At 36.9% G+C, this 24100-nt stretch carries 23 protein-coding genes and 1 riboswitch; of the genes, 11 read left to right on the top strand and 12 right to left on the bottom strand.

What is annotated here, in order from left to right; translation table 11 throughout:
• Positions 1-4: 4 nt before the first annotated feature.
• Entirely contained in the window at positions 5-1387 is a 1383-nt protein-coding gene (locus tag ABC228_RS14190; RefSeq protein WP_345825815.1) for an isochorismate synthase, read from the bottom strand.
• A 206-nt stretch (positions 1388-1593) separates the two neighbouring features.
• On the opposite strand from ABC228_RS14190, the gene ABC228_RS14195 reads away from it, so the two are divergent.
• Together ABC228_RS14195 and ABC228_RS14200 are read left to right on the top strand one after the other, a co-directional pair.
• Positions 1594-2529 carry a 1,4-dihydroxy-2-naphthoate polyprenyltransferase gene (locus ABC228_RS14195; RefSeq protein WP_345825816.1) on the top strand — a complete coding sequence of 312 codons (936 nt, stop codon included), beginning with the start codon at positions 1594-1596 and terminating at the stop codon, positions 2527-2529.
• Positions 2530-2570: 41 nt separating this feature from the next.
• Complete coding sequence (locus ABC228_RS14200; protein ID WP_345825817.1) at positions 2571-2957, top strand: PaaI family thioesterase; 387 nt, start codon at positions 2571-2573, stop codon at positions 2955-2957.
• A 35-nt stretch (positions 2958-2992) separates the two neighbouring features.
• Here the strand turns inward: ABC228_RS14200 and ABC228_RS14205 are convergent, their stop codons facing one another.
• From ABC228_RS14205 to ABC228_RS14215, 3 genes are all read right to left on the bottom strand, one after another.
• On the bottom strand, positions 2993-3580 hold the full coding sequence (locus ABC228_RS14205) for an ECF transporter S component (RefSeq protein ID WP_345826014.1): 588 nt from the start codon (positions 3578-3580) through the stop codon (positions 2993-2995).
• Positions 3581-3738: 158 nt separating this feature from the next.
• Positions 3739-3883, bottom strand: a riboswitch (FMN riboswitch).
• 119 nt (positions 3884-4002) lie between these two features.
• Positions 4003-8379: a S8 family serine peptidase gene (locus ABC228_RS14210; protein WP_345825818.1), complete on the bottom strand. Its 4377-nt coding sequence runs from the start codon at positions 8377-8379 to the stop codon at positions 4003-4005.
• 590 nt (positions 8380-8969) lie between these two features.
• Positions 8970-10028, bottom strand: a complete 1059-nt coding sequence (locus ABC228_RS14215) for a M20/M25/M40 family metallo-hydrolase (protein ID WP_345825819.1) — start codon at positions 10026-10028, stop codon at positions 8970-8972.
• Positions 10029-10158: 130 nt separating this feature from the next.
• On the opposite strand from ABC228_RS14215, the gene ABC228_RS14220 reads away from it, so the two are divergent.
• The 4 genes from ABC228_RS14220 (at position 10159) to ABC228_RS14235 (ending at position 13836) form a co-directional block, all read left to right on the top strand.
• On the top strand, positions 10159-10713 hold the full coding sequence (locus ABC228_RS14220; RefSeq protein WP_345825820.1) for a thioredoxin family protein: 555 nt from the start codon (positions 10159-10161) through the stop codon (positions 10711-10713).
• Positions 10714-10812: 99 nt separating this feature from the next.
• Positions 10813-11808 carry a potassium channel family protein gene (locus ABC228_RS14225; RefSeq protein WP_345825821.1) on the top strand — a complete coding sequence of 332 codons (996 nt, stop codon included), beginning with the start codon at positions 10813-10815 and terminating at the stop codon, positions 11806-11808.
• Between the two features lie 84 nt (positions 11809-11892).
• Positions 11893-12276 carry a S1 domain-containing post-transcriptional regulator GSP13 gene (yugI, locus tag ABC228_RS14230; protein ID WP_345825822.1) on the top strand — a complete coding sequence of 128 codons (384 nt, stop codon included), beginning with the start codon at positions 11893-11895 and terminating at the stop codon, positions 12274-12276.
• Positions 12277-12486: 210 nt separating this feature from the next.
• A complete protein-coding gene (locus tag ABC228_RS14235) occupies positions 12487-13836 on the top strand; it encodes a glucose-6-phosphate isomerase (protein WP_345825823.1) in 1350 nt (449 codons plus the stop codon).
• Positions 13837-13884: 48 nt separating this feature from the next.
• Here ABC228_RS14235 and ABC228_RS14240 read toward each other — a convergent pair whose 3' ends face one another.
• Positions 13885-15489, bottom strand: coding sequence for a hypothetical protein (locus ABC228_RS14240; RefSeq protein ID WP_345825824.1), 1605 nt, complete (start codon positions 15487-15489; stop codon positions 13885-13887).
• A complete protein-coding gene (locus ABC228_RS14245; RefSeq protein ID WP_345825825.1) occupies positions 15467-16033 on the bottom strand; it encodes an RNA polymerase sigma factor in 567 nt (188 codons plus the stop codon). Before ABC228_RS14245 ends, ABC228_RS14240 begins: the two co-directional genes overlap by 23 nt.
• Before the next feature lie 244 nt (positions 16034-16277).
• Between ABC228_RS14245 and ABC228_RS14250 the strand changes: the two genes are divergently transcribed.
• Positions 16278-17444, top strand: a complete 1167-nt coding sequence (locus tag ABC228_RS14250) for a MalY/PatB family protein (RefSeq protein WP_345825826.1) — start codon at positions 16278-16280, stop codon at positions 17442-17444.
• Between the two features lie 46 nt (positions 17445-17490).
• Here ABC228_RS14250 and ABC228_RS14255 read toward each other — a convergent pair whose 3' ends face one another.
• Together ABC228_RS14255 and ABC228_RS14260 are read right to left on the bottom strand one after the other, a co-directional pair.
• Complete coding sequence (locus tag ABC228_RS14255) at positions 17491-18069, bottom strand: superoxide dismutase family protein (protein WP_345825827.1); 579 nt, start codon at positions 18067-18069, stop codon at positions 17491-17493.
• A gap of 152 nt (positions 18070-18221) precedes the next feature.
• Positions 18222-18413, bottom strand: a complete 192-nt coding sequence (locus ABC228_RS14260; RefSeq protein ID WP_345825828.1) for a hypothetical protein — start codon at positions 18411-18413, stop codon at positions 18222-18224.
• Positions 18414-18535: 122 nt separating this feature from the next.
• Between ABC228_RS14260 and kapB the strand changes: the two genes are divergently transcribed.
• A complete protein-coding gene (gene kapB, locus ABC228_RS14265) occupies positions 18536-18931 on the top strand; it encodes a kinase-associated lipoprotein KapB (RefSeq protein ID WP_345825829.1) in 396 nt (131 codons plus the stop codon).
• Between the two features lie 68 nt (positions 18932-18999).
• Here the strand turns inward: kapB and ABC228_RS14270 are convergent, their stop codons facing one another.
• Positions 19000-19263, bottom strand: coding sequence for a phosphocarrier protein HPr (locus tag ABC228_RS14270; protein ID WP_345825830.1), 264 nt, complete (start codon positions 19261-19263; stop codon positions 19000-19002).
• Positions 19264-19474: 211 nt separating this feature from the next.
• Here ABC228_RS14270 and deoD point away from each other — a divergent pair, with 211 nt between their 5' ends.
• The 3 genes from deoD to ABC228_RS14285 all read left to right on the top strand — a co-directional run bounded on the left by deoD (position 19475) and on the right by ABC228_RS14285 (position 21552).
• The gene (gene deoD, locus ABC228_RS14275; protein WP_345825831.1) at positions 19475-20182 is read left to right on the top strand and encodes a purine-nucleoside phosphorylase; all 708 of its coding nucleotides are present in this window, start codon (positions 19475-19477) and stop codon (positions 20180-20182) included.
• A 154-nt stretch (positions 20183-20336) separates the two neighbouring features.
• Positions 20337-20933: a biotin transporter BioY gene (locus ABC228_RS14280; RefSeq protein ID WP_345825832.1), complete on the top strand. Its 597-nt coding sequence runs from the start codon at positions 20337-20339 to the stop codon at positions 20931-20933.
• A gap of 145 nt (positions 20934-21078) precedes the next feature.
• Positions 21079-21552, top strand: coding sequence for a divergent PAP2 family protein (locus tag ABC228_RS14285; protein ID WP_345825833.1), 474 nt, complete (start codon positions 21079-21081; stop codon positions 21550-21552).
• Positions 21553-21585: 33 nt separating this feature from the next.
• On the opposite strand, the gene ABC228_RS14290 is transcribed toward ABC228_RS14285, so the two are convergent.
• The 3 genes from ABC228_RS14290 to ABC228_RS14300 form a co-directional block, all read right to left on the bottom strand.
• On the bottom strand, positions 21586-22278 hold the full coding sequence (locus ABC228_RS14290) for a 3D domain-containing protein (protein ID WP_345825834.1): 693 nt from the start codon (positions 22276-22278) through the stop codon (positions 21586-21588).
• Between the two features lie 88 nt (positions 22279-22366).
• Positions 22367-22678, bottom strand: coding sequence for a YuiB family protein (locus tag ABC228_RS14295; RefSeq protein WP_345825835.1), 312 nt, complete (start codon positions 22676-22678; stop codon positions 22367-22369).
• 128 nt (positions 22679-22806) lie between these two features.
• Positions 22807-24027: an NAD(P)/FAD-dependent oxidoreductase gene (locus tag ABC228_RS14300; protein WP_345825836.1), complete on the bottom strand. Its 1221-nt coding sequence runs from the start codon at positions 24025-24027 to the stop codon at positions 22807-22809.
• Between the last annotated feature and the right edge of the window lie 73 nt (positions 24028-24100).

A 24100-nucleotide genomic window follows, 5' to 3' on the forward strand; every position in this document is an offset into this window, starting at 1 on the left:
ACATTTATCCCCCTAGAACAGTTAGCATCGGTAAGAATTTTAAGCTTGTTTCTTCATATTCTTCTTCAGGATCAGAGTCTTTTACGACACCACATCCAGCAAAAAGCGACGCTTCATTGCCTTGAAGTAAGCCTGATCGAATTGCTACAGCAAACTCTCCATTTTGATTGCTATCTAACCACCCTATTGGCGCACCATACCAACCTCTATCTAGCAACTCATTTTCACGAATAAAGGAAACTGCTTTTTCGCGTGGCTCTCCACCGAGCGCAGGCGTTGGATGTAACTTCTCGATTACATTAAAAATACTATAATCATCTTTTAATATACCGTGAACTGGTGTATATAAATGCTGTAGGTTCCTGAGCTTATATAAGACAGGAGTTTCCGGAATTTGTATACTGCTACAAAGTGATTGAATGGATCCCTTTATCATTTGCACAACATAATTGTGTTCCTCTAAATTTTTCTTATCATGTAATAATTGATAACCGAATTTCTCATCTTCGGTTTGATTTAGCCCTCTTGGCGCAGTTCCTGCAAGACATGTTGAAAGTAATTGGCTTTCTTCAACCTTCACTAGTCGCTCAGGTGTTGCACCAATAAAACAATCTCCAGCTTGTTCATACGCAAATACATAGCTTGTTGGTTGGCTTTCCATCAAGCTTGCTAAAACCGCTGTAACATTAGCTTCTTCCGTAAGCTTTAGACGTAATTCTCTTGCAAGAACAATCTTATCTGCCTTCCCAGAAGATATATACTGTGTAGCCTTGCCGACCGTATTTTTCCATTGGTGTGGTTGAATTTCTTCTCTCGCCTTCACCTGTATATCATGTAACGTAGTGTCTGCATGAGATAGAAGAATTTCTTCTTTTTCTAATATATAACGAGCTATTTCACTCGGATTATCCACTTTGTTGACCATTACAGTGTACGTAATATAGGCTTGCTCTCTATCTTGAACTAATGTAAATTCAGGAATTCTAAGCTCACTCTTAGAGAATTTCTTCCATAAAGGGGTCCGTGCCTTTAATGGATCAAAGGCCATCCCTCCCATTGCTGTAACACCAGTACCTGGTGTCTGATAGTTATTATTAATAATTGCATTATGTAATAGAGCATTCCATTTTTTATGAATGGTTTGTAAATTCACTTCTTCATCAGCTATCAAATAGGCACTTCCAAGTCCAACCATCGTAAAGTTATCGATTGTACTAGACCAAAAAGATCGATTGGTTTTTAAGTGCTTCCCTGCTTCGAAAAATTGAAGTGCATCAACTTCATCTATTTTTTTCGTAAAGCTTACAAGTCTTGATTCAGAGGACTCTATACTATTTACTGCCATTTCTAGAGTTGATTCAAGTGTTTCCTCTCTCACCTTTATCATCAGGTAAACCTCCATAACGTACTATAACTCAATTATATTCTATTCTCTTTTTCATAGTTTCTCAAGGAATCAACCATCTATTATGAAATTCTCATGAATTGTCTTATCGTATTTACGATTATTTCTCGGAATTGACACTCCTAGCCTTTTTCCCTAAACTTAATATGATATACACTGAGATTGATGTATCAGGGGGATAATGTATTATGGTTACAACCAATAAGGATTCAATAAAAAAAGCTCTAAATGAGCGCGACGGCTTTCAAATTTGGTGGCGATTATTACGACCACATACTTTAACCGCTTCTTTCATTCCGGTTTTTGTGGGTACAATGATTGCATTAAATGATAATAGCATTCATATATTCGTATTTATAGCAATGCTAATCGCTTCCATGTTAATTCAATCCGCAACGAATATGTTCAATGAATATTATGATTATGTTCGAGGAGTTGATACGGAAAATTCTGTTGGAATTGGTGGCACAATTGTACGAGATGGGATAAAACCAAAAACAGTATTAAGATTAGCACTAATATTTTACGCTATTTCAGTACTACTTGGTGTCTACATCTGTATCGCTTCTAATTGGTGGATTGCTGTAATTGGCTTAGTTTGTATGTTATTAGGGTATTTCTATACCGGAGGGCCACTTCCTATTTCCGCTACCCCACTTGGAGAGATTTTCTCTGGGTTTTTTATGGGAACAGTCATTATCGGTATCAGCTACTATATCCAAACCGGTTCTCTAACTAGTCAAGTAATTTGGATTTCTATTCCAGTTGCAATCTTCATTGGTTGCATTATGCTTTCCAATAACATTCGTGATTTAGATGGTGATAAAGAAAGCGGCAGAAAGACTCTTGCGATCTTGCTTGGGAGGCCAAATGCAATTCGATTCTTAGGACTATTATTCATTCTAGCTTTTGGTCTTACTGTTCTTTATGTAATCTTAGGAATCCTACCATTGTGGTCTTTAATCACTTTACTTGCAGCTGTTTTGGCAATTAAGGTTGTGAGAAACTTCCAAGGAAAAACTCAGCCACTAGAAATGATGCCTGCAATGATGATGACAGGAAAGACGAATACCATTTATGGATTTTTACTAGGTATTTCTTTATTAACAAACTATTTCATCTAAGATATCGACAGAACCAATCATTTTATTAGGGGGAGAGTTAGATGGAATTTAAAAATACATTAATGGAATCACTTGGAATTGAGGTAGTCTCACTCGATAAAAATCGAGTTGAAATGACGATGCCGGTCGATGGACGCACGCATCAGCCATTAGGTTTCCTTCATGGAGGCGCAAGCATTGCACTAGCTGAATCGGCTGCTAGTATTGGAGCATGCTTACATGTTGACCTTGAAAGCTATCATGTTTTTGGTATTGAAATCAATGCTAACCATGTAAAAAGTAAACGAGATGGGACGGTAACTGCAATTGCAAAACCTATCCACGTTGGTAAAACTACAATGGTATGGGAAGTAACCATTCAAGACGAGGAAAGTAATCTTATTTGCATATCCAGATGTACAATAGGTGTAGTTCCAAAAAAAAGCTAATCCAACTATTTTTGGATTAGCTTTTTTCATATGCGCTATGCAAATTTTGCCTGTTGTTGTTCGATCCAGCGGCGCATTTTAATAAAGATAGGAATAAATAGTAAACCAACAATGATTCCTTTTACAACATTAAACGGTAAAATCCCAACCCAAACGAGTCCTAATTTCGCCGCATGATTCATATCTCCCCAGCCCATCATTAAAGAATATGCTGGCAATAATACGAAATAATTGAATATCCCCATTCCAATAGCCATTAAAATCGTCCCTGTCACAAGCCCTGAAACGATGCTTTTAACACCTTTTCGATACCTATGGTACAGAATCCCAACTGGTACAACAAACATAATACCAGCTAAAAAGTTAGCTGTTACCCCTACAATTTCTCCTCCACCGATTGCTAGGTAAAGAACATTTTTAATCGCCACTACGATGACACCTGCTAATGGTGAAAAAATTAACGATGCCATCAACGCCGGTACATCACTAAAGTCAATCTTCAAATAACTTGGTAGAAGTGGCAATGGAAAGTTAATAAAAAATAATAATAAAGAAACTGCTCCTAGCAGAGATAAAATAATGAGTCTTGCTAGGTTTGATGATTGCATATTTCTTGCTTGCATCATCGTTCTCCTCCTTCATCTGTTATCGATTCCCATCTCGTGATGAAGGATAAGCTTCTCCCACAAAAAATCAAAACCCTAAAAGCACGACCTAGTGGGGGCTTTTAGGGTTCTATAATCATAGGAAATAAGGCGCAAAATAGCACCAATGTTCAGCTCGACATCTTCTCCCATCCAGACTTTAACTGTCGGTCCTGGACTTACACCAGGTCAACCATTTGAAATATTTCAAACAGTTCACGGACTTTGAACACAGCGTTCATTACCGTCGGTCGGGAATTTCACCCTGCCCCGAAGATGGAATCGATATTTTATTGTCACTTATTATTATACATTCCACTGTTTCGTTTGAAAAGAGGTTTGCTTAAAGGAAATAATAAAAGGTGTAGAAGCAATGCTTCTACACCTTTTTAGCTCAAGGATTAATTTTTCCAATTGCCTTTTAGCTTCCCTTGAACTTGACTATTACTTCCATTATCACCTTCACCAGTGTTAATGAATAGTTTTCCTTCTGCTTGCTGACGAGCCTCGTTTCCAAAGTCATCCTTAACAATTACTTCAATAACAGCACCTTCAGCCATTACATTGCTAGTTGCAGTCCAATAACCTACATAATGTCCATCAGATGTTTCCATCATCGGAAGCTCTGTTGGGTTAGAGAATGTCGCCATTGCGCCGCCTAAATTTGTAAGTGGCATATGAATGACATAAGTTGCTCTTAAGTCTGCTTCACTATCAAATTCAATCTTGACACTTTCTCCAGCTTCCAAATAATGATCCTCTGTAGGTGTCAAATTCGTAATTTCTGGCAACGTATAATCAGCAGTTATTGTAACGGATTCAGTTGAAGTGTTTCCAGCTAAATCTTGAGCAACTACTTCAATCGTATTTTCACCTTCGTCAAGCAAAATACGTTTAGAATAGTTTCCATCTTCGTCAACCGTTGCTGCTTGACCATTCACCTTAACAAAGTCAAGGTTTTCGTCATCTACAGTTCCCTCTACAGTTACTGTTTCACGGTTTGTTTCGTCACCATCTGCTGGGTTATCGATGGTAAGCTCTGGTGCATTCGTATCTAAATTAACCGTAACAGCTTCAGATACGCCTGCTTCCTCACCATTTACAATTGAAGCTGCTGTAAATACGTTTTCACCTTCTGTTAGCTCTGTATCGAATGAGAATGTTCCATCTTCACCGACTTCAACGCTTCCGACTTCTTCTCCATTATTCGATAAGGTTACAGTTGTTGTCGGAGAAGCATTTCCTTCAACTGTTACATTAGCTTCATTTGTGTATAAATTATCAGCAGGTGACGTAATTACCGGAGCTTCGACTTCATATGCAATTCGAGCACGAATCATATAGTTACCTTCATCGGCTGGTGCTTCACTCCATGCACCACCAACTAATTGATAGCTTCTTCCAGCATTTGCACTGCTTTCATCTGTTGCTAAACCTGGAGTATTTGGATTCGGATCTGTCTGGATATAAACCATATAGAAGTCGCCATTTACTTGGATATTATGCTCGCGTAAATCAACTACTGTCCATTCATCCAAGCTTCTAATAGCTTCTGCATCAATTGGTCCTGCTAGTTTTTCACCTGGCAATCCATCTTCTCCTGAAGCATCCCAGACTTCAACCGCAAAGTTTGTTCCGCCTGGGGTTGGCCAATCTGTTCCATGGAACTGGAATACACCATCTGTTACAAGTGCACTTTCTTGACCTTCTGGTAAGGACATTTTAACAGCCCAGCCATTACCGGCATCATAGAATGCACGAGCATTTTCTGCCGTTCCATCATCATAACCAATTTCTCCACCAGGGTATGTGAAGTATGGTTCTAGTTCAATGTTTAATTCCTTATCGGAATCAAACGTCACTTCTAATTCCTGACCATGGTAGTCTCTTGCAATTACTTTTAATGTGTACGTTCCTTCATATGCTGTAATAGAATAGTTACCATTTTCATCTGTCATAACAGGCTGAACATTCGCATCCTCTACCAATAATACAGTAGCACCTTCAATCGGATTACCCGATTTTTGGCTTGTTATTGTACCGGATACGGTAGCCTTTGGTAGCTCTTCTAAATTAAAGTTAGCTGTTACTGTTGCATCAGGATCCAATGAAATTGTCTGCTGTTCAGAGCGGAAACCATAAGTTTCTGCTACTACAGTAAATTCACCCGCAGGATGTGTCATAGAATATGATCCATCAGCAGGGTTTGTCATAACGGAACGACCACTTTCAAGTACACTTACTTGTGCAGCAAGTGGTAATGACATTGGAGTAGCTTTTTCAACTACTGTGTCTTCTTCTTTAGCAACGGAATCAGCTGCTTTGTTAAGCTCAACTTTTTTCGCAGATTCATCTGCTTTCAAGTTATTTTCTTGTGTAATTTCACTACCCTTATCTTTTGCTAAGCCTAAAGATGTTTCGGATAGTGCTACATCGTCAATATACCATCCTTCTCTTACAACACTTCCATCTGAAGTGTATTTAAAGCCAAGGTATACGCGCTGACCACTGTATTCAGATAAGTCAACTTCTGCACTTTCCCAGCCATCCGTGTCACCACTATATTCCACTAGTTCGGTCCAGTTTTCACCATCTGTTGAGATAACAACATAACCGAAATCATAGGCAGTACCTGAATCATACATTTCAAGATTATGCCATTGTTGGAATTGCAAATATGCTGAACCTTCTGGTAGATCCACTGGTGGAAGCATCAATGTCGAATCTGCACCACTTTCATACGTATCATCTAAATCTGTACCATAGACCTTCGCTCCAGAGTATGCTTCTCCAGGACCTGATACCGGCTCTCCCCACTCCCATTCACCATTACCAAATGCAGACCATCCTGCTGGTGTTGTTTCAAAGTCTTGGAAGTAACCAGTTGTAATTCCAGCATTCACAGCGATAGAGAATACATCACTTTCCACTGGATTATTACCGAAATCGGTCACTGTAAATTTATAATTTAATGTACCGACTTCAATTTCCTCACCTGGAATCGTTGCAACAAACTCACCTGATGCATGATCACCAGAAGATTGAGTTGCTTCAACAGTTTGCCATTCGCCATCGTTATTTTGATAGCTTAATTCTACTGATACTATACCTACATTATCAGATACATTTGCTGATAGATCTAAGTCCATTCCAGCAAATGTTTCACTTGGACCGCTATGCTCTAATACAGGATCTTCTGTATCTTCACCATCCATTGTGACTTGACCTTCAATCGTACCAAGACCATTCATCACAGAGGAAACAGCGTCATAAGCATTCACTAATCCGTGTCCAAAACCATTATTAGGTGATTCTGGATATTCACTATTTGTTAACGGGATTGCAGTGTCCGTTAAAATTTGTTCAATATCATCAACAGATAAGCTTGAGTTGGCTTGTAATAATAATGCAACTACAGCTGAAACAGCTGGACCAGCCATAGAAGTACCATTCCATCCACCTTCATATGCTCCGCCAGGAACAGATGAACGAATATTAACACCAGGAGCTGAAATCTCAGGCTTTATTTCTCCATAAGGTGATGGCCCTTCTAATGAGAAGCTTGCAAGATTATTATTGATGTCAGTCGCACCTGTTGCAAATGACTCTGGATAGTTGGCAGGAACTGCAATAGAACCTGGACCACCTGGGTTAAATAAATCTGTATTACCAGCAGAGAACTCTGGGAATATACCGGCTGCACGCCATGCAATAACTACATCACGATACCATTCATCTAGACCTGATCCGCCACCCCAAGAGTTATTAATTACATCTGGAGCCATTGATACATCGCCACCTGGAGCTAGCATCCATTCACCAGCTGCTAGGATTGGTGCATCAGTACCACTTCCACTTGCATCAAAAATTCTAGCTGAAATAAATTTAGCACCAGGAGCAACACCGATTTGGTTAGAACCATCTGGCTCACTTCCAACCATTGTTCCAGTTACGTGTGTACCATGACCATGATCATCGTATGGTTCTGTTACACCATCAATAGCATCAAAGAAGCTATAGGTATGGTCTACTTCACCTGTTGCAGCATTGTAACCACGATACTTTTCCTGTAAAGCTGGGTGGTCCCACTGAACACCACTATCGAGACTTGCTACAACAATACCAGAACCATCAATTCCCATATTCCATACCTGTGGAGCACCAACACGCTCAACGTTCCACTCAACATTTGCAATTTCAGCTTCAGTTGGCTGTGCTTTTTCATCCACAGTTACTTCAAATAGATGACGTGTTTCATCTTTAAGTATCTTTTCAACTTCAGGGAAATTTGCTATTTTCTCAGCAACTTCCTTCGTTGCAGTAACCGCAATACCATTAACAATATGGTATGGTCTTACATTTTCTGCATTTCCCTTTGAAACCTCTTGCTCTAGAAATTTCATAACATTCTTCTGTGATTCAGTAGCAGTTGCTTTTAATTCAGAAATAACAGCTGAACGCTGCGCAATTTCTGCGTTAAATGCAGATAGACTAGCTTTTTTAGCATTTGCTTTTGCCTTGCTAGCTGCTTTCTCAACATCTGCTTTTTCCTTAAATTTAACAATAAACGTGACTTTCTCATTATCTTTAAAGTCACTAACCAATCGTTCGCTTACTTTTGTAGCACTTACACTTGCTTTGGACGAGCCATTCAAGCTTACACTCGTACCAGAAAGAGACTCTGCTGTAGCCATTACTGGCGTAATTAAACTAAGCACCATCAGCACTATTCCAAATAGACTAAATGCTCTTACTTGATTACGTCTTTTTCTCCTCATTTTCTATCCTCCCATTTTTTTATTTCCTTGGTAAAGCGGCAACTAACTCTTTATCCCTCCTTTGCTAAAAAATTGCAATATTGCGAAAAAACTAGTTGCTATGTTTTGGAGGAATCTAGTTGTTATATTAAATATAGAGGATAAAAAGAGTGGATGGTGTCGAAATTAGTCTATAAAAATCTGAATATTCCAAATTAATTAAATAGTACTATTTATTGAATAAGTTTTTTAGGTATAAAGCATTGAAAGTTATACGATAGACGGTACATAAAATAGCCCCCTATCACTACTAAATAAAACTTCTCTTTGTACTTTCCTATCACATGAAAGAAATTTAATCATTTCGACCTAAATATTCTAGTAATTTTACGCTATCCTGCGTAAAAAAATTTTGATGTCTATTAAATAAGCCCTTTATCCGAAGAATGACCTATAAAAATATTGTACAACTCATGACTAAATACCTTTTCCATTGATGTACATTGGATAATCTATGGCGAAATAAAGAGTAATTCATGGTATTTTATCTGTCAGCATTCGACATTAAAAGACCTTGAATCGACATTTGATTCAAGGCCTTTTGCAATTGACTAATCTTCTAATGGATTTAAACTCTCATTTCCATTTAAACTTGCTATCATAGACACTAACAATTCAATCTCTTGATCGATATCTATAAGACTCGCCGTTTCAACAGGTGAATGCATATACCGCAAAGGTAACGAAACTAAGGAAACCGGTACTCCCTTACCTGTATATCGCATTTTATCTGCATCTGTCCCAGTGCTACGAGGTGTTAATTCGTACTGTACTTCCATGTTCAGATTCTTCGCAGTCTTTTCAAGTAGCTGATTTATTTTACGATTAATTGGAGCACCTTTGGCAAGAACTGGACCCTTCTCAAGTTTTACATCTCCATACTTATTTTTATTGACTCCGGGGTAATCAGTTGCAAAGGTTACATCACAAGCAATTGCCATTGTTGGTTCAATACCAGCAGCTGCAAAGTAAGCACCACCCATATTTGTTTCCTCATTGACTGTGCTAGCAGCATAGACACCCACTGCACAGCCTCTTTGTTTCAATTTTCGTAATACCTCTGCAACAATAAATGCTCCTGTTCGATTATCAAGACCTCTGCCAGAAACATACCGATCCATTAAGATTTCTGGCTCCGTTTTATAAACCACTAGGTCCCCAATCTGAACATAATTTTCAGCTTCTTCCTTTGTTTGAAATCCACAATCTATAAATAAATCTTCCAAGTCAAAATCATTTTTCAAGCCACCATGATGTTGTGCATTTACACCGATTATACCAGTAAGGGTCTTTCTATAGCCATGTACGGTTGTCTTCATCCCTACAGCTGCCTTCGGATTTATACCACCCATTTTGTCAAAATGTAGGAATCCATTCTCATCGATCCGATTTATCACTAATGCTATCTCATCACAATGTCCGGCTAACAAGACTTTAAAGGGTGATTGGGGATTTAAAACACCAATTACATTTCCAGCATTATCCGTTAAGACATCATCAGCAAACCCCTTATAATATGCCATCATTTTCTTTTGTATTTCTACCTCATCACTTGACGGAGATGGCGTTTTTAGTAGCTCAAGCAAAAAATCTCTATTCGTTTTCTCCATAGCGAACAACTCCTTCATATGTATAATTTGTAATCCTATCATATCAAATAACATTCTGATAAGCACTTTTATTTACGAGGGACTTTTTAAAGACTAAACTGTCATTATAAATATAGAAGGAGGTAATTGGATGACGTTAAAGGAATGGTTTGAAAAAGCGATGTCACACGAGAAATATATCGACTTGATGGAAACACATAAAGAAAATTTACTACATGTTTACAATACTTTTGCGATACCAGAGGATTCCGAGTTTTTTTCCATGTTAAAGCACAAGAACTTGCGTGTTATCGTGCTTACGGAGGATTGGTGTGGCGACGCCATGATGAATGTGCCAATACTTCTTCGTCTTGCCGAAAAAACTGGAGTGGAAGTACGCATGTTACTCCGAGACCAAAACCTAGAATTAATGGATCAATATTTAACGAATGGAAAATCTCGTTCCATCCCAATCTTTATATTCATTGATGAAACTGGAAATGAAGTTGCAAAATGGGGACCGCGTGCAGATGACGTCCAACAGTTTGTAGATGAATTAAGAGCAACGCTTCCTGATAAAGAAGCAGACGAATATAAAGAGAAGTTTAATGAAATGATTAACACATTAACAGACACATATAAATCCAATGAAAAGCTATGGAATGAAGTATATTCTAGCTTAAAAAATACATTAGTAACCATCTAACTTAAACCAAGTGAACCTATTTGATATAGGTTCTTTTTTCATATGCTCTATGATGTTGCACATACTACAAAGATAAGAGAACGATTATAGGGTGAGTATATGAATCTTGAGATTTTTAAGCATGTCTACTTTCGACTACCAACATTAATCCGCTTAATCATAACCGTTATTTTTGTCATGATAGTATTCGGGACAGTCATCCATATCATCGAACCACAACAATTCCCAACGATATTCGACGGGATATGGTGGGCGGTAGTCACTGGTTCAACCGTTGGATATGGCGATTATGTACCGTTATCAAACCTAGGTAGAATAATTGCAATGCTATTAATTCTAACTGGAGGAGGATTAATAACCTTTTACATAACTGCATTCGCTGCTTCTACGGTTCAGCACGAACGAGATTTATCAGAAGGAAAGGTTGCATATAAAGGAAACCATCATATTATTTTTGTAGGATGGAATGAACGTACGAGAATCCTAATTGATCGTACATTAAAGCACAATCCGAAGACCGAAATTGTTTTAATTGATCAGACCCTTGCTCATATGTCCTATCAACATTATCCAGTACATTTTATTCACGGTGATCCAACTGACGATTATTATTTACATAAAGCAAATATTCATCAAGCGACAAATGTAATCATTACTGCAGATAATCAAAGAGATGAAAAGCAGGCAGATAATCATGCAATTTTGACTACGGTTGCGGTAAGAGGGAATAATAAAATGATTCCAATTATCGTTGAAATCCTTTCTTCAAATCAAATTGAGAATGCAAGACGAGCAGGTGCCAATACAATCCTCCGGCCAAATGACTTTATGAGTGCCTTGTTATTCCATGAAATCTATAAGAATAAGTCGAAGCCCTTTGAATCGGTAATACACCTATTAAACGATCAGCAGATTCGACATTTCACATTGCCTGAAGAGTTTTTGAATAAACCCTTCATAGATGTCCTACATGATTTAAAAATGAATGAACATCTATTGATAGGAATCATACGTGATGGTAAATGGATGCTTAATCCAAATAAGGAAACTGTTCTTATAAAAGATGATATCCTTATTACAATCATTCGTTGGTAACAAGAATATTTTTGCCTCAATCCAAATTGTATGTTAAAATTATAAATTGCGTGACAAGAAACGAAGGTATAGGAGATGTTCAGCATGACAGATAAGTTTGAAACTGGTCAAGTTATTGAAGGAAAAGTAACGGGAATTCAACCTTATGGTGCATTTGTTGCACTTAATGAAGAGGTTCAAGGATTGGTTCACATTTCAGAAGTAACACATGGATATGTAAAGGATATAAATGATCATCTAACAGTAGGTGATGAGGTAACTGTTAAAGTTATTAGTATCGATGAAGAGAAAAATAAAGTATCACTTTCCATCCGTGCTACAGAAGAACCACCAAAGAAACATTCAAAACCACAGCAACAAAAGAAAACAGTTAAATTAGAAGAAAACACTTCAGGATTCAATACTTTAAAGGAAAAGCTTGAAGAGTGGATTGAACAATCTGAAGATCGTGGATCATTTAAAAACTAAATTTAATTCCTTGTAGAGGCTTCTCCCATCAACATTATCCTTGAATGTTAATATTGATGGGAGAAGCCTCTTGAATTATGTCATTTTAGTTTGTACATGTTTCGCCCTACACATAAGATAATAGATAATCTATCTTGATTTTGTATCACCGCTTCAGTTAAAGTAAAAAATGAAATAAAAGAATAACTTTCTCATAATAAGGAGGACAAAATGACACATATACAATTTTCCTATAAAAACGCACTCGATTTTCTAAAGGAAGATGAACTAGAAAATTTATCTGGGTTTGTACAGGTTGCCCATGAAGCAATACATAATAAAACTGGTGCTGGAAACGACTTTCTTGGATGGGTAGATCTACCCCAGGAATACGACAAAAATGAATACAGCCGTATTAAAGCCGCTGCTGAAAAAATTAAGAATAACTCCAATATTTTACTTGTGATTGGAATTGGCGGCTCGTACTTAGGAGCCAAAGCTGCACTTGAAATGTTAAATCATAGTTTTCAATCGATGCTTTCAAAAAAGCAACGAAACGCACCACAAATTATTTTTGTTGGCCATCATATGAGTTCTACCTATATGAAAGAACTATTTGATGTATTAGAAGGCAAAGACTTCTCCATTAATATTATTTCGAAAAGTGGAACGACAACGGAACCTGCTATTGCATTTCGCATCTTTAAAAAATACTTAGAAGAAAAGTATGGGAAAGAGGAAGCAAAATCCCGAATATTTGCAACAACTGATAAAGCTAGAGGTGCATTAAAGGGAGTGGCTGACGAGGAAGGCTATGAAACATTTGTTATTCCCGATGATGTAGGCGGAAGATTCTCCGTATTAACTGCAGTTGGATTACTACCCATCGCTGTTAGTGGTATTAATACGGACGAAATTCTTAAAGGCGCTCAAGCAGCTTTAAAGGATTTCAATAACCCATCATTAGAAAAAAATATTGCCTACCAATATGCCGCCTTACGAAATGTTTTATACAACAAAGGGAAAACAATAGAAATGCTTGTTAATTACGAGCCAGGATTACAGTACTTTTCAGAATGGTGGAAGCAATTATTCGGTGAGAGTGAAGGAAAGGATCTAAAAGGAATTTTCCCAACCTCAGCAAACTTCTCCACTGACCTTCATTCACTGGGGCAATATATTCAAGAAGGACGACGTGATCTTTTTGAAACGGTTATCCATGTAGGGAAATCTAAGTTCGATTTAACACTTAGTGAAGATGAAAAAGATTCTGATGGACTTAACTATTTAGCTGGTAAGACCATTCATGAAATAAACGATAAGGCGTATCAAGGAACATTATTAGCGCATACGGATGGCGGTGTGCCAAACTTGGTTATCAACGTTCCATCACTAGATGCTTTCACTTTCGGATACTTAGTTTATTTCTTTGAAAAAGCATGTGCATTAAGTGGCTATCTCTTAGGGGTTAATCCATTTAACCAACCAGGTGTGGAGGCATATAAGAAAAATATGTTCGCATTATTAGGAAAACCTGGATTTGAAGCCGAAAAGGCAGAATTAGAGAAACGATTGAAATAAGCAAAAATAGGCAACCTTGCTCGTAAGCAGGTGTTGCCTATTTTTTGTTTATTCTCTCGAGATGCTTGATATCTTCCACAATCCATTGGTATGCTTCAATTGAACGGTTACCGCTATTTTGGAATCTTCTTCCCACTGATATTCTACTAGATAAATCGTCGCTTGATTATCTGTTGGATAATCCATTACTAGGAATTGAATTTCATTCTTCAGACTCCACCAATTAATTTCTTGTAATTCACTGCTAGTAACGGTTAATGAAGAATACGTCTTTACGTCATCTTTTTGAAAAGCATACGTATAAAGTGAAAGAATATCTATCGGACTTTTGTCTGTTAATAAAGCTTGGTCTATACGATCTTTATAGGAATCATATAACTCCACTGTCTGAATCGTGAATGGCCAACTATCTACTCGGACTATATCCTGATAATGAACATGTCGAAAACGCTCATCAAACAAAAATTCCAATTGATCAGGATTAACCACGCCACTATAATTCATCCAATTGCTTTTTTCCCACTCCTGAACAGCTACGTTTATAATATCCCAAAAGACTGAGTCTTCATGCTCTTCGAGAAACTGTTTGAATTCTTGCTTACTCTCCTCCGTGAGCGGACGCGTTTCATCTGGTCCCATAAGGTAAATATCTAAGAAGAAATAAGCATCATAAATTAGATTCTCTTTAAAAAATCTAGAATAATCCTGACCATATTCCATAAGTAATGCTTCCAATTCAAGCAAATAATCTGCTCTCGCCTCCCAAGCGCTATCCGATCCCATCGCATAACTGAAAGTATTAGTTCGTTTTGCATAGTCAACATATTTAACATAGCCTTCACTAAAACCTGCCTGGATAATCTGTTGCTTTAAGTTATCATAATTAACTTGAACCGATATATAATTGGTTTTGGAATCCATGCTTAAGGAATAACCTTGCTCCTTTAGAATTGTTAAAAACTTTCTTATTTCATCTGAACCAGAGCCAGTAAAGGTTTCTGGGTTTTCCTGTGCAGCAATAATTTCAGGGTATTCCGGAATTTTAATTTGATTGTCTATTAATAGCTCACCTAAATATTCCTGTAGGTTGCTTTGGAACATCGCTACAACATTCATTAACATTAATAATTGTTCATCTTCTTCTGTATGGTTCAACTCCTTGAATGCCATCGATGGAGTAGTTAATACAGAATCTATGTATTCTTTTGTTTGGTCGATCTCATCACCAACTCCAGAATCAGAATATTGCTTTAAATCCTTAATAGTTTGTTCAATCATTGCTACATGAGAGAAGTTACTAATATCCTCAAGACCTATTTCTTTCTTAAAATCTTCAATAGCATTTGCTAGGTATTCCTTTAATTCAGGATCAATTTCATTGCTCTCGACTAAAGCAGATTCCTCAAGTTCATCTTCTGTTTGTTCTGCTTCACTGGCACGTTTCTTATCCCAATCCAAATAAGTCAATGAAATAATTGTAAATAAGATTACACCTAAAACAGCTATAACGGAGGGTAAAAACTTTTTAGCAGCGTGAAGACGTCTTCTAGGCTCTGTTCGGTGGATTAGCTCTTCTTTATCCATAAATTCCGGTAATCGTTCATAATCATATTTCATCTCATGAAGGATTTCATCCAATTGTTTTTCTTCCATGAGGATATCCCCCCTTTGCTTCTGTCTGTTCAAAGCTTTTCTTTAACAGCTTTTTTCCATGAAGCATTCTTGTTGTAACAGTAGAGGTTTTACATTTTAATATCGTTGCTATTTCTTCATAGGTTTTGTCATGGAAATAATAGAGGATAAGTGGCAATTTATAGTTAGTGTTCAATCCCTGCATACATTCATGCAGCATCATATGGTCTTGCTTATCAAAATAATACCCATACCGCTGACTTACTTTTTGCTCCTGATAGGATTGATTCATTAGCTTTTGTTCTCTTTTTTGTTTACGATGATAGGCTTTAGCTGTATTAATGGTAATTTGATATACCCGGACTGATAATATCTCATGACGAAAACGGTCCATTTTTTGCAATATCGTTGAAAATATATCTTGTACAATATCAGCAATATCCTTCGGGTTCACACCTACTTGAAAAGATAGACGCTCCACAATAGGTTTATATTTCTCTACGAATTTCGTAATTGCTGCATGATCGTTTTCTTTGACAAGCTGAATGACTTCTTCCTCGTTCATTTGCTATCCCCCTATATTGTGGCTACTCCTATATGTAACGTCTGGGGAAGTAAAAATGTTTCAGTAGCCAAAAAAAATTTAAAAAGAATGTTTAATATTATTGTAACAGGGTATAACTAGTATTGTAAGACTTTCTCGTATTCCCCCTGTAGGCAAGGCGTAGTTTAAACGCTTTGCTTTTTTTTGTTCTTTTTTAGACTAGTTCGTTATAATGACTGTAATGGAATTATGGGAGGTTATTATAATGGGAATATTTGAGAAAGTTTATGACCGGAAAAATACACGTTCTGTCAAATGGGATATGCTAGATGCAGTTTTCCAATCGGAGGATGTCCTACCAATGTGGGTTGCAGACATGGATTTCAAGGCACCTGAGGCTGTCAATAATGCCATTACTTCAAGAGCTCAGCACGGTATTTATGGTTACACCGTTGTTGACGATGATGTCAAAAATGCAATCGTTCATTGGGTGTCCAAAAGACATAGTTGGACTATTAAACCACAATGGCTTTCATTTAGTCCAGGGGTTGTAACAACCTTACATATGGCAATCCAAGCACTAACTGAACCGAAAGACTCTATATTAATCCAAACACCTGTTTATACCCCGTTTTATCAGGTTATTGAAGCTCATGACCGTAATATTATAAAAAATCCATTAGTACGGAAAGATAATACGTATGTTATTGACTTTAATGATTTAGAAAGTAAGTTTCAACAAGGAGTAAAAGCATTCATTTTATGCAACCCGCACAATCCTGTTGGAAAGGTTTGGAACAAAGAAGAACTAGAAGAGATTGCAAGATTATGTCTAAAATACAATGTTCTTATTCTGTCAGATGAAATTCATTGTGATCTAACCTTTCCAAATCATAATCATATACCTATTGCTTCCTTATCGGAAGAAATTGCTAACTGTACAATTACCTGCATGGCTCCATCTAAAACTTTTAACCTAGCAGGTCTTCAAGCATCCTATGCCATTACAGCAAACAAAGAATACCGAAGAATGCTTGAGAAACAATTTTCCATCCAAGGCTTCCATGGACTAAATATAATGGGGAACATGGCACTTGAAGCTGCCTACCAATATGGTGAAGCTTGGTTAGATGAACTACGTATCCTATTAGAGGATCATCGAAATTATGTTATCCAAGAACTGGAATCCCATACAGATTTACGGGTCATCCGTTCAGAGGGTACTTACTTACTATGGATAGACTGTCAATCCCTTAACATGGATTCAAAAGCATTAAAGAAATTCTTTGTTGAAAAAGCTCGTGTTGGACTAAATAACGGGGTTGACTATGGTGATGATGGCGATCAATACATGAGAATGAATATTGGTTGCCCAAGAGAAACATTAGAAGAAGGCGTTAAACGAATAATTGATGCTATAAATAATCAGTAATAAACTTAGTAGCGCGGCATTGTGATATGCACGCGCTACTTTTTTATTACTCTTCTTGTTTTTCATTAAATTCGGTTGGGTCGGTTGGAGATTCTGTTGAAGCTTCTTTATCTCCTGAATTAATTTTGCCACAAATAATTCTCGAACCTGAATTACCACTCGGTTGCGATACGCCATCATCCTGTGAATCAGTAACAATTAAGGAAGTACCTTCTCCTCTTAACAGAGACATTTTACCTTCCTTTAATGTTGCACGTGGAAGCATTAGCTCTGCATCAACTAATCCTCCTCCATCTGCTTCGATATTGGGCAAATCTCCTAAATGAGAGCCCTTCGGATGCATGAGACCATGCTCTTTACCTTCTGGATCCAAGTGATTTCCAGCACTTTTAAAGTCTGGCCCTTCACACTTTGCATACTCATGGACATGAATACCATGAAAACCTGGGGTTAACCCTTCTAGCTTAAGCTTAATCTGGACCCCATCAGGCTGCTCTAATAGCTGTGCTGTTCCAACCATATCTCCTGAAGCATTATACATGTCTACTGATTTCGATGTCTCTGCTTTACTCTGACATGAAACCAAAAATACGATAGATAATAGGAATACAAGTACTAATCGCATATTCACTGCCCCTTTTTTCGGTCCTTGTCGCTTAGTATTTGCAAAATTTATTAGCATAAACATTTGAACTCAAAATTGTAAAGGTTCAGTCGAGATTCGTAAGCAGCGTATAAAAAAAGCACCTGCCTAATTAGACAAGGTACTTTCTAGCATTATAACGTCTCATTATTATCTTGCTTACCAAGATTTTCTTCATATTGTTGATTGAATTTCTTTTCTTGTTTTTTGGAATGCTTATAAAGCAAGTACATAGCTACAACCGCTCCAATAGCAAATATTGCCAGAGTTATGACAGCAGGTATATACTCTGATTTATCCTCAGGAAAATATAAAAATGGCATCATGTTTACATCACGTCCTTCTTCACCATTAGTATAACAAATATTAATGAAGTGCAACATGCATGAACATAATTGTTCGATATTTTGTTAAAAATTTGGCACAATGAAGAAAAGGAGGATGACGTATGCTTAATTTTGCGATAGGAGATTATGTACAAGTACCATACAAGTCCGGGATTTATATTGGTGAGCTTATTGAAGACCGAAATGATAAATATCTTGTCAAAGTGTTAGCAGTAATAAAGCACCCATTACAAGGTGATCTTCACCACCCTAAACAGGTTGAAGGGGTCCTCTTTCACGAACGAAAAGCACTTGCCCAGTACGAGAAGGTAACTATTTTAAAGGACGTCATAACGAAATATACGGATACATTACCTGATTATGGACAGTCTTTAAAAACTGCAGTAGAAAAATCAAGAGAACAATTATCCTTAAAAGAAAATGCATATAATCAAGAAGCCTTAAAAGCATTAAAAACCGTGGAGGAAAGCTATTATATCGGCCGACATTACTCGTAAAGTCATGACATCGATTACTACTAAATTACTTCTAAGAAAAAAGCCAGAGCATGGGCTCTGGCCTTTACTTATTCACCTAAATTTTCTTTAATTACTTCTGCAATTCCTTGAATTGCTTCTTCTTCATCACTACCATTTGCAGTAATTTTGATTTCAGCACCCTTTGGAATACCAAGTGACATAACACCCATGATTGATTTTAGATTAACGGTTTTCTCATTGTAAGTCATTTCAACCTCTGACTGATATTGTCCCGCTTTATTAACTAATAGTGTCGCAGGGCGAGCATGCACACCTGTTTCTGCTGTAATTGTAAATGTTTGTTCTTTCATTATTCTTCATCCTTCCAACGTAAGATTCGCATGTACAAATTTTATGTACTTTTTCCCCAATTATTCAAGTATTCTTTCGTGAATAATTGAACTTACTTGTATTATATACAATTTCGTTCCTGAATGAAACTAAAAAGAATATAATTGTTTGTCTTTATGAAATGGTTATGATAACTTTATTTTAAGTAAGCGTTTTTAGGAGGAATAGAACATGAGTGTACACATAGGAGCTAAAAATGGTGAAATTGCTGATAAAATATTATTACCCGGTGATCCACTAAGAGCAAAATACATTGCAGAAACATTTCTTGAGGATGTATCGCAATACAATGAAGTAAGAGGTATGTATGGATTCACAGGTACATATAAAGGAGAACGAGTTTCTGTTCAAGGAACTGGTATGGGAGTCCCTTCCATTTCAATCTATGTAAACGAATTAATCCAAAGCTATGATGTTCAAAAATTAATTCGTGTCGGAACTTGTGGAGCAATTCAAAAGGATGTTAAAGTACGTGATGTTATACTAGCACAAGGTGCTACAACAGACTCACAAGTTAATCGCATGGTATTTAAGGGGATTGATTATGCTCCTCTTGCTGATTTTGATTTATTGAAAGCAGCATATGATGTAGGAGTTGCTAAAGGAATGAATCTTCGTGTGGGGAATGTTTTCACGAGTGACACCTTTTATCGTGAGAATGCAGCAGAGATTAATGAATTACTAGCGAGATATAAAGTCTTAGCAATTGAAATGGAAACAACAGCTTTATATACACTAGCAGCAAAATATGACCGTCAAGCCCTTTCTGTGTTAACTGTCTCAGACCATATTATAACTGGTGAAGAAACAAGTGCAGAGGAAAGACAAACAACGTTTAACGAAATGATGGAAATAGCTCTAGAGGCAGCTATTAAATAATCATTATACACCCATACTAGTTTTACAAGGATTAACAGTCTTCCATATAGGGAGGACTGTTTTTTTAACCCTCTATTGTCAACCTATTATTTTATTGGTTGACAATAGGGGGAAATATTATTATGCTTAGATTATTCAGAGAGGAGCAAAACAAATGAAAAATATTCGTTCGATGGAAATAACAGTCGGAGCGTTATTTGTATGTCTGATGGCGATTGGCGCTAACATAGCTGTATGGTTTCCAATTCTTGCAGTACCAATTGGCGGGACATCTGTCCCTTTGTCCTTACAAACTTTTTTTGCTATTCTAGCGGGACTGATGCTCGGTAAACGCTTAGGAAGTCTTGCTATGATTACATATGTATTAGTAGGGGTAGCCGGTGTTCCAGTATTTGCAGGAATGAGTGCTGGCCCAATGCAGCTGATTACACCAACCGGTGGATTTATTATTTCCTTTATCGTTGTTGCGTTCATGACTGGCCTTGTAGTAGAAAAATCTACATCTCCTTCCATTACTCGATATGTACTCGCATCGTTACTGGGACTTGCAATGAATTACTTAATTGGTGTATCCTTCATATATCTTTCGATGAATACTTGGTTAGACCTATCAATCAGCTATTCAACGGCATGGATTGGTATGATACCATTCTTAATTAAGGATATCGCTCTATCCTGCTTAGCGGCGGTGTTTACTGTAAGAGTTGCAAATCGTATCCCAATGAAATGGAAAGCTGTAAAAGTATCTTGATCCAAAGGAGGTAGAAATATTGCCTCCTTTTTTATTTGATATTTAGCAAATTCTTTGTTGAACCCTTTTGTTATGTTAAAATAGCAAGAAAATAGAATGATTCGCATTACTATCTAGAACTTTCATAACTGAAGGGAATGTCCGGATGCAACTATTTTCTAATTATCCGCTTACTGCAGCTTTGACGGCAATCGTTTTTGCTCAAGTGATTAAAATTCCAATTCGCTTTATTGCAACAAGGGAATTTATTCCTGGCCTCGCATTTAGTACAGGCGGAATGCCTAGTAGTCACTCGGCCGCAGTCACGGCATTATCGACATCAGTAGGATTAGTAGAGGGATTTAGCTCCACATTATTTGCTCTTGCAGCTGTGTTTAGTATTATTACGATGTTTGATGCTTCAGGAGTAAGAAGACATGCTGGAGAGCATGCGACCGTATTGAATCGGTTAGTAAAGGATTTCCAAATACTGATTGATGGTGCAAAGAATTGGGAAAAAAAGGGAGAATATCAAAAAAAAGAAGATTTAAAGGAATTATTAGGCCACGAACCAATTGAAGTATTCTTTGGAGCAATTTCTGGCATTGTTGTAGCATCATTTCTCTTTAACTTCTATTAATAACGCAACTTCAAAACTGAAGTTGCGTTTTCGTTAGCTTTTATTAATTTGTTCGCGAAATACTTGCAGAGCCTCTGTCTCATTTAATTGCTGTAATACTTCTTCTGAGAGCACTCCACTACCATGCTGTATAATGTAAACTTCAACTTCCCGCTTTCCCCACTCAGAATAAACATCTTCAACAGAATCAAAATATAAGTCAATTTTATTACCATTAATGGCACCGCCTTTATCTGCAACAACGCCAAAACCATAGTCAGGTATCCACATAATTGTGCCAATAGGGAATACATCTAAATCAGCTGCAATAGTAGAGTACAAATCTCTTTTCACTTGTACACCAGAATACGTAATACCATATTGTGGGTGATCGGGTGTTTTACCTGTTGATTCTATACCAGCTGTATATCCAGTAGCGACAACAGAGGCTTTCGGATATTTTTCAATATTAATTGCCTCTTCTAAGGTTGCTGGAGCTTCGATTTGCTCACTTGAAATATACCGCGGTTGTTCGCTAACTCGCAATAAGTTTTTTTCCTGTAAAGCTATCTTTCTATGTTCAGCATGCTGGGCATGATAAATAGTTGACGAAACAGCATGGTCGTGCTTCATCAAGACAGCAATATCTGCGTACGTTACATTTGAAATACTGGACAATGTTGTCCAAAACGCTAACAGAAACAGACCTATCATACCTACTCTTCGTAAAATTTTACTGATTTTCAAAAATAACACCTCTCTGGATGTCATCATTTCCAATCTAGTAAGATTTTATTCATGTTGAATAGAAAGCTCAAAATCACATAGAATACTATTAAAACATTTGGTAGCCATTTTTTCGTAAGAATTTAATGACAAAACCGGAGGCTATTGTACCTATTAGGCCAGCGGATAAAATAACAACATCCACTCCCGTAATAGACATTAATTCTGAAAAACCAGTTGAGAATGCCTTTTTAGGTGAACTAAAATACTCTCCTATAGAAATTTTATCAACAATAAACAAAACGATAAACGGATAGATAAATGCCATTAACCAAGTTCTTCTCAATAGCATATTTAGGATAAAAGCAATTCCAAAGAATATCACAAAAAATAACACAACGGAAACAATTAATTGTATCAATTTATATTTTCTCCTTTTCTAGTACAATTAGCTTTCGTACAAAACCAATTTTATAAGGAATTCAATAAAAAAGCAAAGACGAATGAACCGTCTTTGCTTAATTGATTCTTACGAGCTAGTAGTTGTGCTTAATAAAAGAAATTAAATTTTCCTTTTTTAAGAACTAAACCAATACCGCCTAATTTTAGAAGGTAACGATTATCACTCATTTTCTTCATGAAAGTAGCTTTCCATCCGAATAGCTTTTTGTTACCAAATACAACACCCATACCATCATTATGACCAAGTGATGCTAGTGTACCAAGTGGTTTATATTCGAAGCTTTCTAGTTCGCTATGTCCTTTCGCTAGTGCAGCAACATTATGTGCCACTGTAGCAGATTGCTGAATAGCAATTTGTGCAGTTGGTGGGAAAGGTCGTCCACTCTCTTCGTTCATGATTAATGCACAATCTCCAATTACAAATACATTATCATATTCTGGAGCACGCATGTCGTCACGCACTTGAACTTTTCCGCGATTATTTTCAAATCCAGATTTTTCTACTATTGAATTTGCTTTAACTCCTGCCGCCCAAACAGTCGTTAGCGTTGGAATTTCAACAAGCTTACCATCTTTCTCATATACAACACTTTCAGGCTTACTTTCTTTTAGTATTGCACCAGTAATAAATTCCACTCCACGAGCTTCTAGTGAATTCATTGCATATTCAACTAATTCCGGATCAAATCCAGGTAATACAGTTGGTGCACCTTCAAGATTAATAATGCGAACTTGTGATTTATCAATGTCATATTCTTTACATAATTCAGGAACACGATTTGCTAATTCACCAACATACTCAATTCCAGTGAATCCGCCACCACCGACAACAATATTTAAACGTGCAGGATTCTTTTCTTTTTCGTTATGATATTGCGCAAAGTTATAGTCTAGGTGCTCTCTTATTAGACGAGAACTATTAATATCATTAATCATGAATGCATTTTCTTCAAGTCCTGGAATTCCAAAAGTTGCTGGTTCAAAGCCTAAGCCAATAACAAGATAGTCGTAATCTAGTTCACCATTTTCAAGTTTTACCTTGTTTTCTTCTGGCTTAATTTCTACAACAGTATCTTGTACAAAATTTACTTTATGTTGATTAACAACATCTTTAATTGCAATTCTAGCTTGATCTTGATGAACGGTTCCAGCAGAAACCTCGTGTAACCATGTTGTTTGGTAGTGATAGTCATTCTTGTTCACTAATGTAATATTTGCTTCATTTCTTCCTAGTGACTTCTGTAACTTTACAGTAGTCATAATTCCACCGTAGCCGGCACCTAAAACAACAATATTAGGCTTCTTCATTCATAATCACATCCATTTTTTATTGTTATCTATTACTTTGTTTGTATGTGACAAATTTCACGTATTAACACAA

The organism is Ornithinibacillus xuwenensis, assembly GCF_039614845.1.
Lineage (GTDB): Bacteria > Bacillota > Bacilli > Bacillales > Amphibacillaceae > Ornithinibacillus > Ornithinibacillus xuwenensis.

Bases quoted from the DNA above. Each gene is read 5' to 3' on its own strand.
- ABC228_RS14300 (WP_345825836.1), bottom strand. From the start codon at position 24,027: ATGAAGAAGCCTAATATTGTTGTTTTAGGTGCCGGCTACGGTGGAATT.
- yugI (WP_345825822.1), top strand. From the start codon at position 11,893: ATGACAGATAAGTTTGAAACTGGTCAAGTTATTGAAGGAAAAGTAACG.
- ABC228_RS14270 (WP_345825830.1), bottom strand. From the start codon at position 19,263: ATGAAAGAACAAACATTTACAATTACAGCAGAAACAGGTGTGCATGCT.
- ABC228_RS14260 (WP_345825828.1), bottom strand. From the start codon at position 18,413: ATGATGCCATTTTTATATTTTCCTGAGGATAAATCAGAGTATATACCT.
- ABC228_RS14245 (WP_345825825.1), bottom strand. From the start codon at position 16,033: ATGAACGAGGAAGAAGTCATTCAGCTTGTCAAAGAAAACGATCATGCA.
- ABC228_RS14280 (WP_345825832.1), top strand. From the start codon at position 20,337: ATGAAAAATATTCGTTCGATGGAAATAACAGTCGGAGCGTTATTTGTA.
- ABC228_RS14190 (WP_345825815.1), bottom strand. From the start codon at position 1,387: ATGATAAAGGTGAGAGAGGAAACACTTGAATCAACTCTAGAAATGGCA.
- ABC228_RS14285 (WP_345825833.1), top strand. From the start codon at position 21,079: ATGCAACTATTTTCTAATTATCCGCTTACTGCAGCTTTGACGGCAATC.
- ABC228_RS14205 (WP_345826014.1), bottom strand. From the start codon at position 3,580: ATGCAAGCAAGAAATATGCAATCATCAAACCTAGCAAGACTCATTATT.
- kapB (WP_345825829.1), top strand. From the start codon at position 18,536: ATGCTTAATTTTGCGATAGGAGATTATGTACAAGTACCATACAAGTCC.
- ABC228_RS14235 (WP_345825823.1), top strand. From the start codon at position 12,487: ATGACACATATACAATTTTCCTATAAAAACGCACTCGATTTTCTAAAG.
- ABC228_RS14225 (WP_345825821.1), top strand. From the start codon at position 10,813: ATGAATCTTGAGATTTTTAAGCATGTCTACTTTCGACTACCAACATTA.
- ABC228_RS14200 (WP_345825817.1), top strand. From the start codon at position 2,571: ATGGAATTTAAAAATACATTAATGGAATCACTTGGAATTGAGGTAGTC.
- ABC228_RS14250 (WP_345825826.1), top strand. From the start codon at position 16,278: ATGGGAATATTTGAGAAAGTTTATGACCGGAAAAATACACGTTCTGTC.
- ABC228_RS14215 (WP_345825819.1), bottom strand. From the start codon at position 10,028: ATGGAGAAAACGAATAGAGATTTTTTGCTTGAGCTACTAAAAACGCCA.
- ABC228_RS14210 (WP_345825818.1), bottom strand. From the start codon at position 8,379: ATGAGGAGAAAAAGACGTAATCAAGTAAGAGCATTTAGTCTATTTGGA.
- ABC228_RS14220 (WP_345825820.1), top strand. From the start codon at position 10,159: ATGACGTTAAAGGAATGGTTTGAAAAAGCGATGTCACACGAGAAATAT.
- ABC228_RS14195 (WP_345825816.1), top strand. From the start codon at position 1,594: ATGGTTACAACCAATAAGGATTCAATAAAAAAAGCTCTAAATGAGCGC.
- deoD (WP_345825831.1), top strand. From the start codon at position 19,475: ATGAGTGTACACATAGGAGCTAAAAATGGTGAAATTGCTGATAAAATA.
- ABC228_RS14255 (WP_345825827.1), bottom strand. From the start codon at position 18,069: ATGCGATTAGTACTTGTATTCCTATTATCTATCGTATTTTTGGTTTCA.
- ABC228_RS14240 (WP_345825824.1), bottom strand. From the start codon at position 15,489: ATGGAAGAAAAACAATTGGATGAAATCCTTCATGAGATGAAATATGAT.